Annotated in this window: 9 protein-coding genes; 3 read left to right on the top strand and 6 right to left on the bottom strand. The window is 57.7% G+C overall.

The genetic code is table 11. The features are described from left to right. Positions 1-2: 2 nt before the first annotated feature. Entirely contained in the window at positions 3-1136 is a 1134-nt protein-coding gene (locus EUU25_RS08575; RefSeq protein WP_246162616.1) for an NAD(P)-dependent alcohol dehydrogenase, read from the bottom strand. A 135-nt stretch (positions 1137-1271) separates the two neighbouring features. On the opposite strand from EUU25_RS08575, the gene EUU25_RS08580 reads away from it, so the two are divergent. Genes EUU25_RS08580 through EUU25_RS08590 form a run of 3 tightly spaced genes read left to right on the top strand, consistent with a single transcriptional unit; the run spans position 1272 to position 4389 of the window. Continuing rightward, a complete protein-coding gene (locus tag EUU25_RS08580; protein WP_158900104.1) occupies positions 1272-2399 on the top strand; it encodes an acyl-CoA dehydrogenase family protein in 1128 nt (375 codons plus the stop codon). A 29-nt stretch (positions 2400-2428) separates the two neighbouring features. Continuing rightward, positions 2429-3193 carry an SDR family NAD(P)-dependent oxidoreductase gene (locus EUU25_RS08585; RefSeq protein ID WP_158900106.1) on the top strand — a complete coding sequence of 255 codons (765 nt, stop codon included), beginning with the start codon at positions 2429-2431 and terminating at the stop codon, positions 3191-3193. A gap of 29 nt (positions 3194-3222) precedes the next feature. Beyond that, positions 3223-4389: an acetyl-CoA C-acetyltransferase gene (locus EUU25_RS08590; protein ID WP_158900108.1), complete on the top strand. Its 1167-nt coding sequence runs from the start codon at positions 3223-3225 to the stop codon at positions 4387-4389. Between the two features lie 139 nt (positions 4390-4528). On the opposite strand, the gene EUU25_RS08595 is transcribed toward EUU25_RS08590, so the two are convergent. The 5 genes from EUU25_RS08595 to EUU25_RS08615 all read right to left on the bottom strand — a co-directional run bounded on the left by EUU25_RS08595 (position 4529) and on the right by EUU25_RS08615 (position 13957). Next, positions 4529-6781, bottom strand: coding sequence for a molybdopterin-dependent oxidoreductase (locus EUU25_RS08595; protein ID WP_158900110.1), 2253 nt, complete (start codon positions 6779-6781; stop codon positions 4529-4531). A 109-nt stretch (positions 6782-6890) separates the two neighbouring features. After that, entirely contained in the window at positions 6891-9155 is a 2265-nt protein-coding gene (locus tag EUU25_RS08600) for a TonB-dependent receptor (RefSeq protein ID WP_158900112.1), read from the bottom strand. 14 nt (positions 9156-9169) lie between these two features. Then, complete coding sequence (locus EUU25_RS08605; RefSeq protein ID WP_158900114.1) at positions 9170-10108, bottom strand: NmrA family NAD(P)-binding protein; 939 nt, start codon at positions 10106-10108, stop codon at positions 9170-9172. Positions 10109-10258: 150 nt separating this feature from the next. Further along, on the bottom strand, positions 10259-12967 hold the full coding sequence (locus tag EUU25_RS08610; protein WP_158900116.1) for a winged helix-turn-helix domain-containing protein: 2709 nt from the start codon (positions 12965-12967) through the stop codon (positions 10259-10261). 111 nt (positions 12968-13078) lie between these two features. Beyond that, positions 13079-13957: a fatty acid desaturase gene (locus tag EUU25_RS08615; protein ID WP_158900118.1), complete on the bottom strand. Its 879-nt coding sequence runs from the start codon at positions 13955-13957 to the stop codon at positions 13079-13081. Between the last annotated feature and the right edge of the window lie 30 nt (positions 13958-13987).

Below are 13987 nucleotides of genomic sequence, written 5' to 3' on the forward strand. Positions count from 1 at the left end.
CTTCACGCGGACAATTCGAGGATCGCCTTGACACACTTTCCCGAGTGGCTGTCAGCGATCGCTTCGTTGATCTGGTCGAACGGATAGATGGTCGAGAATTTCTCTATGGGAAGTTTGCCGGCGGCATGCAAAGCGATGAGTTGGGGCAAGAAGTTTTCGGGATCGCTATCCCCCTCGATAATACCCTTGATCGTGTAGCCGTAGGTGATAGCGGGTACGATGGGCAGCGGCAGGACGGCATCTAAGCTGCCGGGAACGCCGACCAAGCCAAGCGCACCGTGCGGTGCAAGCATATTCAAGGATGCGAAAATCGCTCCCACATTGCCGCTGGTATCGACGATATTATTGGCGCCATGCGGCAAAATTGCCCTGACTTGGTCAGCGGCATCTCCCGTTGCCGGATCGATGGCATGGTCTGCACCCAACTCCAGGGCGAGTTGCCTACGGGCTTGCTGCGGCTCAATCATGATGATCGATGCGCAGTCGGCGATCTTGCCGCCGAGAACCGCGCTGAGGCCAACCGCACCGCCGCCCAGTATGACCAGGCTGGAGCCTGCTTGCGCATTCAAGGAGCGCAACACGGCGCCTACGCCGGTTTGAACCCCGCACCCAAGCGGAGCGAGGATATTGAGGTCTGCATCATCGGGTAATGCGATGACGTTCCGCTCCTGCGCGATCGCGTGCGAAGCGAATGACGACTGGCCGAAGAATCTTGCGGCGACCGGCCCTGAATCATCATGCGCGCACGAGCTTCCATCAGGCCTGACGCAGGCAAAATTGAGTCCAACGAAGTCATGGCAATAGGCGGGGTCTCCGCTATGGCACTGGCTGCACTGCCCGCACGAATTGAAAGTCAGCAAGACCTTCTGGCCTGGCCGAACTTTAGTGACACCATCACCGACTTTCTCGACCACGCCGGCGCCTTCATGGCCAAGGATGAGTGGGAAAGGCGAGCCCATTGCCCCAGAGGCAAAAACCATGTCGGTATGACAGATGCCCACAGCATGAATTCGGACGAGTATTTCGCCTGCGCGTGGTGGATCGAAGCGGATTGGCTCGATGGAATAGGGCTGGTTCGGTTCACGCAGAACTGCGGCCGTGCCTTGCATTTTCAACTCTCCCTGTATTGTCGTCATATTCCTTTTCCACTTCGACTGCCTTCCGCTCCCATACTTTCGTCTTGGCCGTGCAATTGCCAACACATCTAGCGCCCCAATCCTATTGTTCGCCGTTTTGTAGAGCGGTCAGAAGCAGACAGGATGCGTGTTTTAATGATTCTTAGTGAAACACAGGTTGCAATTCGTGAAGGCGTTCGCGCCTTTGCCCAGGACCGGATTCGTCCGAATTCGGCAGGCTACGAGCGCGAAGGCAAATATCCCGACGATCTCTTCGAAGAGCTGGGTTCATTGGGCTTGTTCGGATTGATTGCGCCAGCGCCCTACGGCGGTGTCGATGCAGACTATGTCTCTTATGCGCTATCGCTGATCGAACTGGCGGCAGCTGATGGTGCGCTTTCGACTATTGTTTCGATCCAGAATTCAATTCTCATTTCCGGCCTGCTCAAAGATGGTACTGCCGATCAGAAGCAGAGGTTTCTGCCTGAGCTCATTTCAGGCCGAATGATCGGTGCGTTTGCACTGACCGAGAGTGATGCAGGGTCAGACGCTGCAGCAATTCGAACAAAAGCCGACCGTGTGGCCGGCGGCTGGCGACTGACCGGAGCCAAACAGTTTATTACATCAGGGCAGATCGCGAAGGTTGTGATGGCCATCGCGGTTACCGATCCGGCAGCAGGCCGGAAGGGTATGACAGCTTTTCTTATTCCGACAGACCGGATTGGTTATGTTGTCGACAAGGTTGAACACAAACTGGGTCAGTCAGCATCGGATACCTGCGCCTTGCGGTTCGACGATCTTTTTATCGAAGATGATCTCGTGCTTGGAGCACCGGGTGACGGATACCGGATTGCGCTTGCCAATCTCGAAACGGGCCGCATCGGCATCGCGGCGCAAGCTGTAGGCATGGCTCAGGCCGCGCTCGAGATTGCGGTTTCATACGCCAAAGACCGGGTGTCGATGGGGATTCCAATCATCGCACACCAAGCGGTGGGTTTTCGGCTGGCGGACCTTGCAACGCGGCTTGAGGCAGCCAGGCTTATGGTACTCTCGGCGGCTGCTCTGAGAGATTCTGGGGCACCGGCGCTAAAAGAAGCATCCATGGCGAAGCTGTTCGCATCGGAGATGGCCGAAGCCGTCGTATCCGGCGCGATCCAGACGCTTGGCGGGTATGGCTACCTTGAGGAATTTGGTCTTGCTAAGCTCTACCGCGACGTGCGGGTTTGCCAAATCTACGAAGGCACTTCGGACATCCAACGCATGATCATAGCGCGCGCGCTGTGATCATATCGGGTAATAGAAAAGGACAATCAATGCACATAGAAGGAGTTGCAGCAATCGTCACCGGGGGCGCCTCTGGTCTTGGAGCTGCCACGGCCCAGCAGCTCGCCTCACGTGGGGCCAAAGTTACGCTTTTCGACCTGAATGCAGAGCTTGGGACCGCGTTTGCCGAAAAGATCGGCGGCCGCTTTGCCGCAATCAACGTCATCGACGAAGCGGCAGTTGCCAATGCGATTCTCGAGGCGGAAGAAGTGAACGGCAAAGCGCGGATTCTGGTGAATTGTGCGGGCATCGGTCCCCCGGCGAAAGTCATCGGCCGCGACGGAAATGCTGTGCCGCTGGGCGATTTTGCCAAAATAGTGAATATCAACCTCCTTGGAACCTTCAATGTCCTCTCGAAGTTTGCTGCGCGCATCCACGAAGCAGACCCCATTGGTGCCGAAGAGCGCGGCGTCATCGTAAATACCGCATCGGTAGCTGCATTCGATGGCCAGATCGGGCAGGCCGCTTACGCAGCCTCAAAGGGTGGAATTGTGGGCATGACCTTGCCCATTGCCCGCGAGCTTGCACGATATGGAATTCGCGTCATGACGATCGCGCCCGGGATTTTCTGGACACCGCTGCTTGGGTCGCTGCCGCAAGATGCACAGGATTCGCTTGGCCAGCAGGTGCCGTTCCCTTCACGTCTCGGCCATCCCGACGAATATGCACTGATGGTCGAAAGCATAATCGCAAACCCGATGCTCAATGGCGAGACGATCCGCTTGGATGGTGCCATTCGCATGGCGCCCAAATAGGCCCACAAGCCGAAGACTGGAGAACTAACATGGGAGAAGCCTACATCGTTGATGCCGTCCGTACAGCGGGTGGTAAGCGAAACGGGAGACTTGCCGAATGGCATCCTGCCGATCTTGCGGCGGAGGTGTTTAATGCGCTGCTTGACCGCAATGCGTCGCTTGATCCAGAAGCGATCGAAGACGTTATTCTTGGCTGCGTGATGCAAGCCGGCGAACAGTGTTTCGCGTTTGCGCGCAATGCAATTTTGGCTTCAAAGTTGCCCGCAACTACTCCTGGTGTTGCGGTCGATCGTCAATGCGGCTCATCGCAGCAGTCGCTGCAATTCGCGGCTCAGGCGGTGATGTCGGGGACCCAGGATGTCGTGATTGCGGCTGGTGTCGAAAGCATGACACGGGTGCCAATGTTCTCGAACTATACCCTACATGAAAAGGAAGGGATCGGTACAGGACCGTTAAGCCCAAGAGGCAAGGCGCGGTACCAGCGGACCACCCAGTTCAGCCAGTTCGAAGGGGCAGAGCTGCTCGCGCAAAAGCACGGCTTCGACCGCGAGGCGCTCGACCGTTTTGCCCTCGGCAGCCACCGCAAGGCAGCAGCAGCAATCCAGACGGGCGCATTCGACAACGAAATCGTGCCCATAGATGTCGGCGGGGAATTGCATAGGGTCGACGAAGGCGTTCGGTTCGATGCTACTCTGGAAGGCATCGCATCGGTCAAACTCCTGCGCGAAGGGGGCGTAGTTTCCGCAGCCAATGCCAGCCAGGTTTGTGACGGGGCGAGCGGTGCCTTGGTCGTAAGCGAGCGGGCGCTCAAGCAGTTCAACCTTATACCCATTGCCCGCATCCACAATCTGACCGTGACGGCAGGCGATCCCGTCATCATGCTGGAAGAACCGGTCACAGCAACACGCAGGGCCTTGCATCGGGCGGGCATGTCGATAGGGGAAATCGACTTGTACGAAGTAAATGAAGCCTTTGCGCAGGTGCCGCTAACCTGGCTCAAAGAGATCGACGGTGACCATGAGAAACTTAATGTCAATGGCGGCGCTATCGCTCTAGGTCACCCGCTTGGCGCCTCCGGGACCAAGTTGATGGCAACGCTGATCAACGCACTTCGAGCAAGAGGCAAGCGCTGGGGACTGCAGACTATGTGCGAAGCAGGCGGTGTCGCCAATGTAACGATCATTGAGGCGCTTTGAAGAATTTACGTTGCAATCACACGTTGTACCGAACGGCTGCTCCGCCAACGCCAGCAGCAAAGTAAGACAACTATTTTGAAAACACTTGATTTCCAAGAATTCAGCGATCACCAGTTTCGCCTCTCCCCCTCTCTCCTCTCTACTTAGGGGAGAGGCGATCCCCCGCTCGCAGCGGGGCCACCTCGACGGGAATCCCGTTCAAGACCGCAATGCCTGACAGACTGTCCCACTCATCCTCGTCGGTAAGTGCATTGAAATTTGCGCCGGACATCCGCGCCGCGACCGTCATTCGGGTGCCATTGTCACGATGATCGTGGCCATGCGGAAGGGTTATTACACCTGGCTTGACGCTGTCCGTGATCCGCGCCGTGACCTGGATTGCACCCTTACGCGAGGAAATGCGGACCGCGGCCCCATCAGCAATCTGCCGGTCGCGTGCATCGTCCGGATGGATTTCAAGGAAGCTGCGATCCGGGCCTTTTGCAAGCGCGGAAACATTATGCATCCAGCTGTTGTTCGACCGCAAATGCCGCCGCCCCACTAGCAGCAATGTTGAAGGCGCAACCTTGCGCTCCAATTCTCCTTGGAGTGGCGCCATGCCCTGTTTCATCAAGGGCGGAACCAACCGGATTTTGCGCTCCGGCGTGACAATCGCGTTGCGAAGCCGCGGAACCATTGGCCCCAGATCGATGCCGTGCGGCATTTCCTGCAGCTTGGAAAGTGTCAGGCCGCCGGGCCGCGCCCCAAAGCGATCGCCAAAGGGGCCGGTGCGGATCAGCAAGTCGATGAAGCGAGCCGGCCCTTGGTGGACGGCGACTGCGTCGAAGCATTCCGCAACGCTCAACCGCGTGGCCAGTTCGCCATCGGCGGCAAGCGTTTGCGCGATCATGCCTTGCAGCGCCTGCTCCTCAAGTGCCGCCGGCTCGATCCCGAGAATTCTGGCATTCAATTGCAGCAAGATTTCGCCGTCTCCGGCCGATTCCGCCGGAAATGCTGCGCAATCCCATTTGGCATAAGAACGCACCATATAGGGCGGACTGAACGGCGGATAGTGGACCTGCTCGAGATGCCCGGAAGGCGGGAGTATGACCTTGGCGAAACGCGTCGTCTCGTTGAGATAGAGATCGATACTCGCCATGAATTTGAGACTGGCCAATGCCTCCGCGTAGCGAGCCGAATTGGGGCTGGAGCGAACCGGATTGCCGCATAGCGTCAGCATCGCGCGGATCTGCCCTTCACCGGGCGTCAGGATTTCGTCTGGAAGGGTCGCAACAGGGCTGAAGCCCGATACTTCGGGCAAGCCCTTGACCCGCGTTCGCCAGCGATTGTTGGGCGCGACACCATCCACATAGGTCTGGTTGTAGATCAGCGCCGGGGTTACCGGGAGCGGGAACATGGCCCCACCTTCCCGATCGAGGTTGCCGGTCAGAATGTTGACCACATCGATCAGCCAGGAAGTGAGCGTGCCGAATTTCTGGGCGGACGTGCCGATCCGGCCATAGGCCACGGCTGACTTCGCCGATGCCATGTCGCGCGCCAGTTTCCGGATTGCGCCCGAATCTACACCGGTCCTCCCGGCGACCGATTCAGGTGAAAAGGGCGCGACCAGGCTTTGCAGCTCATCGACGCCGTCGACTATGTCGGACAGTTCGCCAATCGCGATCAGGTTTTCGGCGTAGAGCACTTGCACAAGCGCAAGAAGCAGGAACACATCGCCTCCCGGCTGGATCGCGATGTGCCGGTCCGCAACCTCAGCCGTTTCCGACCGGCGCGGGTCGATGACCACCAGCTTGCCGCCCCGCGCTTTCAAGGCCTCGAGCCGCCGGGGCCAGCCCGGCGCTGTTACGAGGCTGCCGTTGGACACCATCGGGTTGGCGCCGATAACGAGCAGAAAGTCGGTCCGGTCGATATCGGGAACCGGGATCAGGGCTTCAGAACCAAAAAGTTCGGTCGAAGAGACCACTTTGGCGATGTGATCAATTGATCCGGCCGTACCCATGTTCCTGCTGGGCAGGGTCAGCGCGAAGATTCCACCATAGATTACGAGCCCGAGGTTATGGGCAACCGGATTGCCGATGTAGAGCCCAAGCGCATCATTGCCGTGTTTCTCGCGGATTGCCCGGATGGCCGAAGCCGCTTCATCAATCGCGCTATCAAGATCCGTTTCAACAAAGTCGCGGCCCCGGCGGACAAGCGGCTGACGCAGCCTATCGGGGTCTTCATCGAGCAATCGCAGCCCTTGTGATTTCGGGCATAGGAAGCCCTGACTGAACGGATTGTCCTTGTCGCCCTTTATCGAGACAACCTGCCGACTGGCTGGATTGAATTCGACGACCAGCCCGCAACATGCCTCACAAAAGGGGCAAAGTCTGGTGATTGTCGCATTGGCCAAGGCTCTGTCTCCCAAGCAAAAACGGAAACGGCCGGCCTGCTGGCGCCAGGCACCAGTTCAGCCGACCGCCTCTTTCATCTGCCATCCGTTCGGGATGGCGTTCGCGTCATCAGAACTTCACGCCAACCGTCGCGCCGAAGGTCCGCGGGCTGCCAAGGGCCAGATAGTCATAGGCAAAGGCTGCGCGCAGATCGAGGCCGTAGACATGATAACCCTTGTTGAAGATGTTCTTCGCCCACAGCGATCCGTAGAAGGTGTCGCCGTCGAGCCGAAGCTGTCCATTGACAAGCCAATAGCCCTTTTGCTGCTGCCGCACATTGGTGATGGGGTCACCGACGAACGATGGCTTTTCGTTAAAGGGTGAGAACCATTGCTGGCTGGCGTAGCTGAAATTGCCGTTGAGCACGACTTTCCCTGCGCCCGTGTCGGCAATAGTCCAATCGGCACCACCGCTCCAAGTTAGCTTTGGTGCGAAGGGCAAGCGGTTTCCATCAAGGTTGATACCCGACAGCGTCAGACCTTCATATTTGGTGTCGAGAATGCCCAATGTTGAGTTGATCTTGAAGCTGTCTGACAGCAACACCGTCATCTCGGCTTCGAAGCCCAGAATCTTGGCCTTGGGCGCGCTTCGGAGCAGCGCAACGGCTCCGATCACTTCCTGCAACTGCTGGTTTTTATAGTCATAGTAGAAGCCAGCAAGGTTCAAACGAAGCCTGCGGTCCAGCAGATCGGATTTGAGGCCGACTTCGTAGGCATTGACCTTTTCGGGAGCGACGAAATCAATCTGGGCGGGCGAGAGATAACCGCCACCATTGATGGCCCCCGCCCGGTAACCGCGCGAATAGCTGGCATAGAGCAGCACATCGTCGGAAAGTTTGTAATCCAGACCGAACTTGCCGGATAGCGCCTTGAAATCGTCCGATCGATCCAGGAACACCGCTGGATTGTACGGTCCGGGAGCCGGGATGGTATTGAACACCGGCGTCAGATTATAGTCGATGATATTGGCATTGCCGCGCGAATATTTGAGGCTATCCCATGTGTAACGCAGCCCCAGCGAGGCGGTCAGCCTGTCGGTCAGCTCATATTCGATCTGGCCGAAAATCGCCTTGGATTCGCGGGTTTGCCGATAGCGGCTGTCGACGCCAAATCCGCTGGTGGGAGCAGGAAATGGCAGCGCGAAGGGCACGATGCCCCTCAGGAAGAATAGGAACTGGAACTGGTTGTACACGTCTACCCGGTCGTGGCCATAATAGCCGCCGAGGATCGCCTTTACGCCATCGGCGTCGTAATTGACGCGCACTTCCTGGTTGAACTGCTTGAACTGGTCGTTCCAGTAGATCTGCAGAATATCCATAGGCGCGTTGTCGGCATCGTGCTTCAGCTTGCGGCCACCGCTGTCGTAGGACGTGATGCTCGTCACCGACCAGTCACCGCTATTGTAGCTCAGGTTGAGCAGGCCGCCGGTACCGTCAAATTCGAACACGCCGGGATCATTGGCCTGCACCTGGTAGAAACCGAGCGAACCGCGGCCATAACCGGTCAGTGGGCTGACACCTGTCGGGGTGGCGCCGATGAAATGGTTGCCGACCTGCCGGGGTTTATCCTTGCCGTGATAAAATTTGGCGAAGACGGTGAAGTCCTCGCTCGGCTTGGCCAAAAGGCTGACACGTATGCCAAGGCTGTTCTCGGATTGCAGATCCTTTCCGCCCGGGAAGAGGTTGTCGACCATACCGTCCGATTTGATGTAATTGCCGGCAATACGGATGCCGACCTTGTCGGGCACCAGGGTGGTGTCGAGCGCACCTGATGCTTCCACACGGTTGAACTTGCCATAGCCGACTTCAAGGAACCCGGACGTCCCATCGAGTTGCGGTCGCATGGTGATGAAATTCACGGCACCGCCGGTGGTGTTACGACCGTATAATGTCCCTTGCGGACCGCGCAGAACTTCGACGCGCTCCAGATCGTAAAGCTGCATGCCATGGCTGGTACGCGAAGCCATATAGGCGTCGTCGATATAGACACCGATCGGCGATGCCTGGTTGGCGTTATATTCGTTTGCGACCGAGATCCCGCGCAGCGAGATGTTGGGCTGGGCCCGTCCGTAGGGCGAGATGATCTGCATGTTAGGGACCACGGCACTGAGATCGGCCGTCTCAAACACCCCCTTCGATTGCAAATCGTCGCCCCCGATTGCCGTAATAGCGAGCGGCGTTTCCTGGGATTTTTCTGCGCGACGTTGAGCCGTTACGACGATATCGCCGATCCCTGCCTCCTCATCGCCTGTTTGTGCTTCCTGCGCATAGGCAGGGCTAGCTGAAATTGCTGCAACGCCTGCGCACAATGCCAGACGGCTTTTGAAACGGCGCATGTAGATCTCCCTCATTATTGGCCGAGAATGTTATGTTTGTTTTCCGACAGCCATTGCCGGAGCGTTTTTGCGGGCCTTCCAGTGAGGAACTCGACGATGTCCGACTTGCGCCAGACCGTCTCGTTGTCTTGCTCGAACTGGAAGTAGTTGATGTAGTACTGGTCTGCGTCCGGGCGGCCGATATAGGCCTTCACGCCCTCCCCGCAGATGCGCAGGAAGGTCTCGTCGGTCCCGTCATAGGTGATGGTCTGGTCAAAGACGTCCGACATCAGCGACGCTACTTCATCAAACCACAGGACGTCATGGCCATTGTCGAGATGGTAGGTCTGGCCGATGTGGCGCTGGTTGCCAGAAAGCAGAATCGCAGCGGCGCAGGCCCCGATGTCATGCGTGTCGATGAACCCCATGCGGCGGTTGCGTGGCACAGAAAGGATCCGCTCCGCCCTGATAGGACCATTGAAGAACGGAGTCAGGAAATTCTGCATGAAGTAGGCGGCGATGTTGATGTAGGTGAACGGCAAGCCGCTCTGCTCAAGGATCGCCTTGGCCCTCAGATGTTGCACGGCGGTTCCGCCGCCGAAGGCCTTGAGGCTATCCGGAACCCTCTCCGCGGTCATGCCAGGCGGATCCGCGATCAATCGAACGATGTGGCGCAAGCCAGGGTTGGTACGCGCCGCATAGACGAAATTCGTCATCGCCCTCTGTTCATCCAGAAAGTCCGGCGTCACGATGAAAGCGCCCTGGACTCCGGACAGGGCAGACTCGAGCGAGCCGAGATCATAGTAGTTTGCTATGCAGATTTCGGCCTGAGGAAATGCAGTTGCCAATGCGGCGCGGTGGTCCTCATTGCGCATGACAAGCTTCAAACCAGTTGACGGGGAGTTTGCGCGCATCCAGTCGGCCAGAGGACGGCCTATATGGCCATTTGCGCCAAAGACCGAGATCCGCTCCAATGGCGGTTTCGTATTACTCCCTCTCACAGCTGCCATTGCGGCCTCGCACATCCTGTCCTGAACGTGCCTGTTGGCGGTTAGAACGCTTAAACTTCCCAACCGAAAGTTTGGCTTTCGCTTGGGAATCTCCGACTTGATCCCTATTCTTGGTTAGTTTGCCGTCAGGCCTAGGCTGCGTGCACGATGGATCGCGGCGGTCCGGTTGTTGACGCCCAGCTTGCTGTAAAGGTTATAGAGATGCCATTTCACTGTTGCTTCCGACATCGAAAGCCGTCCGGCAATTTCGCGATTGCGCAGACCGGCGAGAAGAAGGTCGACCATCAACTTCTCGCGCGCGGTCAGCGGTTCAAGGGGGGCATGCAATTCATCTTCAATCTTGGCGATCTGGCTTTCAAGGCCGAGATGTTCCTGCAAGCCTTGCAAGAAATCGAGTTCCTTGGCCGGACTTGGCGAACTCTGGTCAAATCCTGCAACCGCCGCTGCTACAAGCGGGCGACACATCTGGGCATCATCAACAAAAATCTGAATGAGTCCACGGTCGCGCGCCACGGCCACAGCGTCGAGAAAAGTGCGCACGGCCTTTACGCTATCGCCCTGATTGTAATGGACCGCCGCCTTGAGAATGAGCGCCTGAACCAACCGCAAATTGCGTCCGCCATGCCGCGCTGTGTTAATCAGCCCCGTCAATATTCGCTGCGCCTCATTCCATGCCTGGTCTGCAATGGCCACTCGCGCTGAAACGATCTGGCGAAGCTCCTTGACGCTGGGCAAATCTGCATCACCTTCCGCTTCCCGTCGTTCACCAAGTGGTTGGACTTCAGTGATGCTAGACGCCTCTTCGATTGCCTCTTCGTTTCGCCCCGCCCTAAACAGAAGCAGCACGCGTTCATAACGCAATGTGAAAGCGAGGCGGGGTGCGTAGGCCTTTGTCAGCCCGGACTCCATCTTGCGTGCGAGAGTCAAGGCATCCGAAGCCCCTGATTTGAACGCGGTCACCCTTAAACAGGCGGCCAGGCCAAAGGCGGCTGTTTCGCTGACACCGTGCTCTGCAAGCATATGCAGGTTTTCGCCGACCAATACTTCCGCGCTTTCAACCTGCCCAAGATGGTAATGGGCTGCTGCAGCCAGCAAAGCCAGAGTGGATGAAATGTTGCTTGGTGCTTTTGGGGTATCGGACCAGCCCGTTCCCAGTGCTTCCAGCCGCGCAAGAGCTTGCTGTGGCTCGCCCGCGACAAGGTCCATTGTCATTCCGATCCCACACACCCAGGCCATCCCGTAGGCGCTGTCACTGTCGGCAATGGCCCGTTGCGCCAGATCGAAGGCGCGGCGTGCGGTCGGCAGGTCAAGGAAGGCCAATGACGACAGAACCAGGCTGCAGGCGACTGTCGCGCGGTCGAATGGATCGACACCCGGATTGGCGCTCAACCAATCGCTGGCTGCACGCCTTGCAGACACCATGTCATCCATGAAGGTTGCCGACAGTGTGTCGAGTAGCCCGATCTGGTTGCGCAGACCCTCGTCAATCTCCTCGCCATTTCCAATCTGCGTGTTGCGATGCAGGCTTGCAACCAGACCCGCAGCTTCCCGGTAGCGCCTAGCGAAGAACATGGCCCATGCTTGCCAGTAGAGCAGTGTCGAGTCATTCTCGATCATTCCCCGCGGAAAACGAGACAATAGCTGCAGGAACGTCGCCAGATCTCCTCGGACCGAGACCAGTTCCGGTGCCAATCTGGCGAGCAGTGAACGCGCCTGATCCGCGTCACCGGAAAGCAGGGCCATGTCGATGGCTTCGGCCAAATGATCGTTGGCCTCATACCAATGCCCAGCGGCACGGCGCATCCTGGTCTGCTCTTGCCGGGAAAGGCTCTCGAACTGATTGAGAAGATATTGTCGGAATATCGGATGATATCTGAACCATCCGCTGTCGCTTTCCAGCCTGACAATGAACAGGTTGTTGTGCTGTACCTGTTCGATCATGTACGCGACGTCGGTATTGGGAGCGACTGCTTCGCACAACGCGTGATTGAACTGCTCCAGGAAACAGGTCGCGACCAGGAAATCCCTGACCTCGCCCGGCAGACCACGAAGAACTTCCTCTGAAAGATACTCGGCCACGTCTGCATCGCGTGACGATATTTCCTCCAGAAGGCGTTTCGTATCGGCCCCTTCCTTCAGGGCGAGCAAGAACAGACGAATGGCAACGGGCCATCCTTCGGTCCTTTCCAGCACACCGCCCAGATCGACACCATAGTCATCGGGAATGACAGACCTGGCGAGTGCCCCCAGCTCACTCTTGGTGAAGGCCAGATCCCGGACCCGCAGTTCGGCGACGCGACCGGCAAGCATGCGTTTGCGCGTCGCAAATCCCGGTTTGACGCGCGAGGAAATGACGAGGTGCAGATAGGGCGATTCGGTCGATAGCAGGGCCTCTATCAGCGCGTCGGTTTCGTGCGACTGGGCCAGATGATAGTTTTCCAGGATGACCGCAACATGGGTTTTGCTATTCTCAAGTCCCGCGTCGATAAGGCCCGCGAACAGCGCGGCGCTGGCTTCGAGGCCGAGGCTATCATCATCGGCCAACCCGCCGTCGGCACCACTCGCTTCGAGCAAGAATGCGGCCAGCTTGCGCGGGACAACGTCGGTTCGATCGCAGTTATACCAGCAGACTTCTTTCTGGGCCGATCGAAGTGCCTGGTAAAGCGAGGTCAACAGGACTGTCTTGCCATAGCCCGCCGGTGCCACCGCAAGGATCAGTTCCTTGGACTGAACGTCCGTCAGGAGTTGATCAATCAGGGCATCCCTACTGATCAGATCATTGCCGGACACCGGGGGCGTCGTCTTGCCTCTTGGGTAATTCAAGCTAGCTACCCTGCGCTCCACATCCCAACCCTTTTTCGTGGGTTATAGCGGTAGACTCGTCGACCACCCATACTTTTGTATGGGCGGTCGGCAGTGCGCGGCAAAGAGGGGCTAGTGGTTCACCCGCTCCCTCGTCCGCGGCGAGAGCCCGAAAGTTGGCGGCATCAGCGGGTCTTTGGCCAGGATCTCATCGCCGCGCAGCTTCATGATCTTGATGTAGTTGTAAAACGGCGCGGTCGGGTAGAGGTGGTGGATCAGATGGTAATTGTGGTTGGCCATCAGTGGTGAGAGAATCCATTCCCCGCCCATCCGCAGCGCGGTCGCCTTGTATTCGTCTTCCTTGGCATAAGTCTCGAATGGCTGATGGGTCAGGAAACTGAACACCAGAACGAACAGAAACGAGCTGATCCGGGTCGGAATGAACCACAACATCAGCAGTTCCATCCCATATCCCAGCCAGACGATCAGCGCGCAGCTCGTAAGGATAAAAGCGACATAGGCAAACAGAGCCGGGTATTTGCGACGGGCAAAATCGCCGCCCTTCTGGAAGAACCATTTGGTGTAATAATAGTCGAAATTCAGCCAGCGTAGCGGAAACCACATGTCCAGCTTGTGCGCATAGCCATCCGGATCGCGATCAGGGTCGTTCGCATATTTGTGATGCGCCATGTGGATATATCGGGCCACATCCATCGGTGCGAGCGGCGCGAAATAGACGAGGCCGATCCTGCCGAGCAGTTCGTTCACAAACTTGTTCTTGCTGACGGCATTGTGCGAGGAATCATGGACGACGCTGAACAGGTAATAGGCCGTTATCCCGTTCACCAGCGCGCCTAGCCAAAGCGGAAATCCGTGTACGATGGCGGCATACCACACGCCGCCAATAATGTTGGTACACACAACGAAGAGCGCCACTGTCGGCCATGCCACCTTGGGGCACGACCGTAATGCATTGAACTGTGCATTTGCACTCTGCGGCGATGTTGACATCAGACTCTCCTGGATCGTGCGTTTCCTGCA

The organism is Sphingorhabdus lacus (assembly GCF_009768975.1).
Lineage (GTDB): Bacteria > Pseudomonadota > Alphaproteobacteria > Sphingomonadales > Sphingomonadaceae > Sphingorhabdus_B > Sphingorhabdus_B lacus.

Bases quoted from the DNA above. Each gene is read 5' to 3' on its own strand.
- EUU25_RS08575 (WP_246162616.1), bottom strand. From the start codon at position 1,136: ATGACGACAATACAGGGAGAGTTGAAAATGCAAGGCACGGCCGCAGTT.
- EUU25_RS08580 (WP_158900104.1), top strand. From the start codon at position 1,272: ATGATTCTTAGTGAAACACAGGTTGCAATTCGTGAAGGCGTTCGCGCC.
- EUU25_RS08585 (WP_158900106.1), top strand. From the start codon at position 2,429: ATGCACATAGAAGGAGTTGCAGCAATCGTCACCGGGGGCGCCTCTGGT.
- EUU25_RS08590 (WP_158900108.1), top strand. From the start codon at position 3,223: ATGGGAGAAGCCTACATCGTTGATGCCGTCCGTACAGCGGGTGGTAAG.
- EUU25_RS08600 (WP_158900112.1), bottom strand. From the start codon at position 9,155: ATGCGCCGTTTCAAAAGCCGTCTGGCATTGTGCGCAGGCGTTGCAGCA.
- EUU25_RS08615 (WP_158900118.1), bottom strand. From the start codon at position 13,957: ATGTCAACATCGCCGCAGAGTGCAAATGCACAGTTCAATGCATTACGG.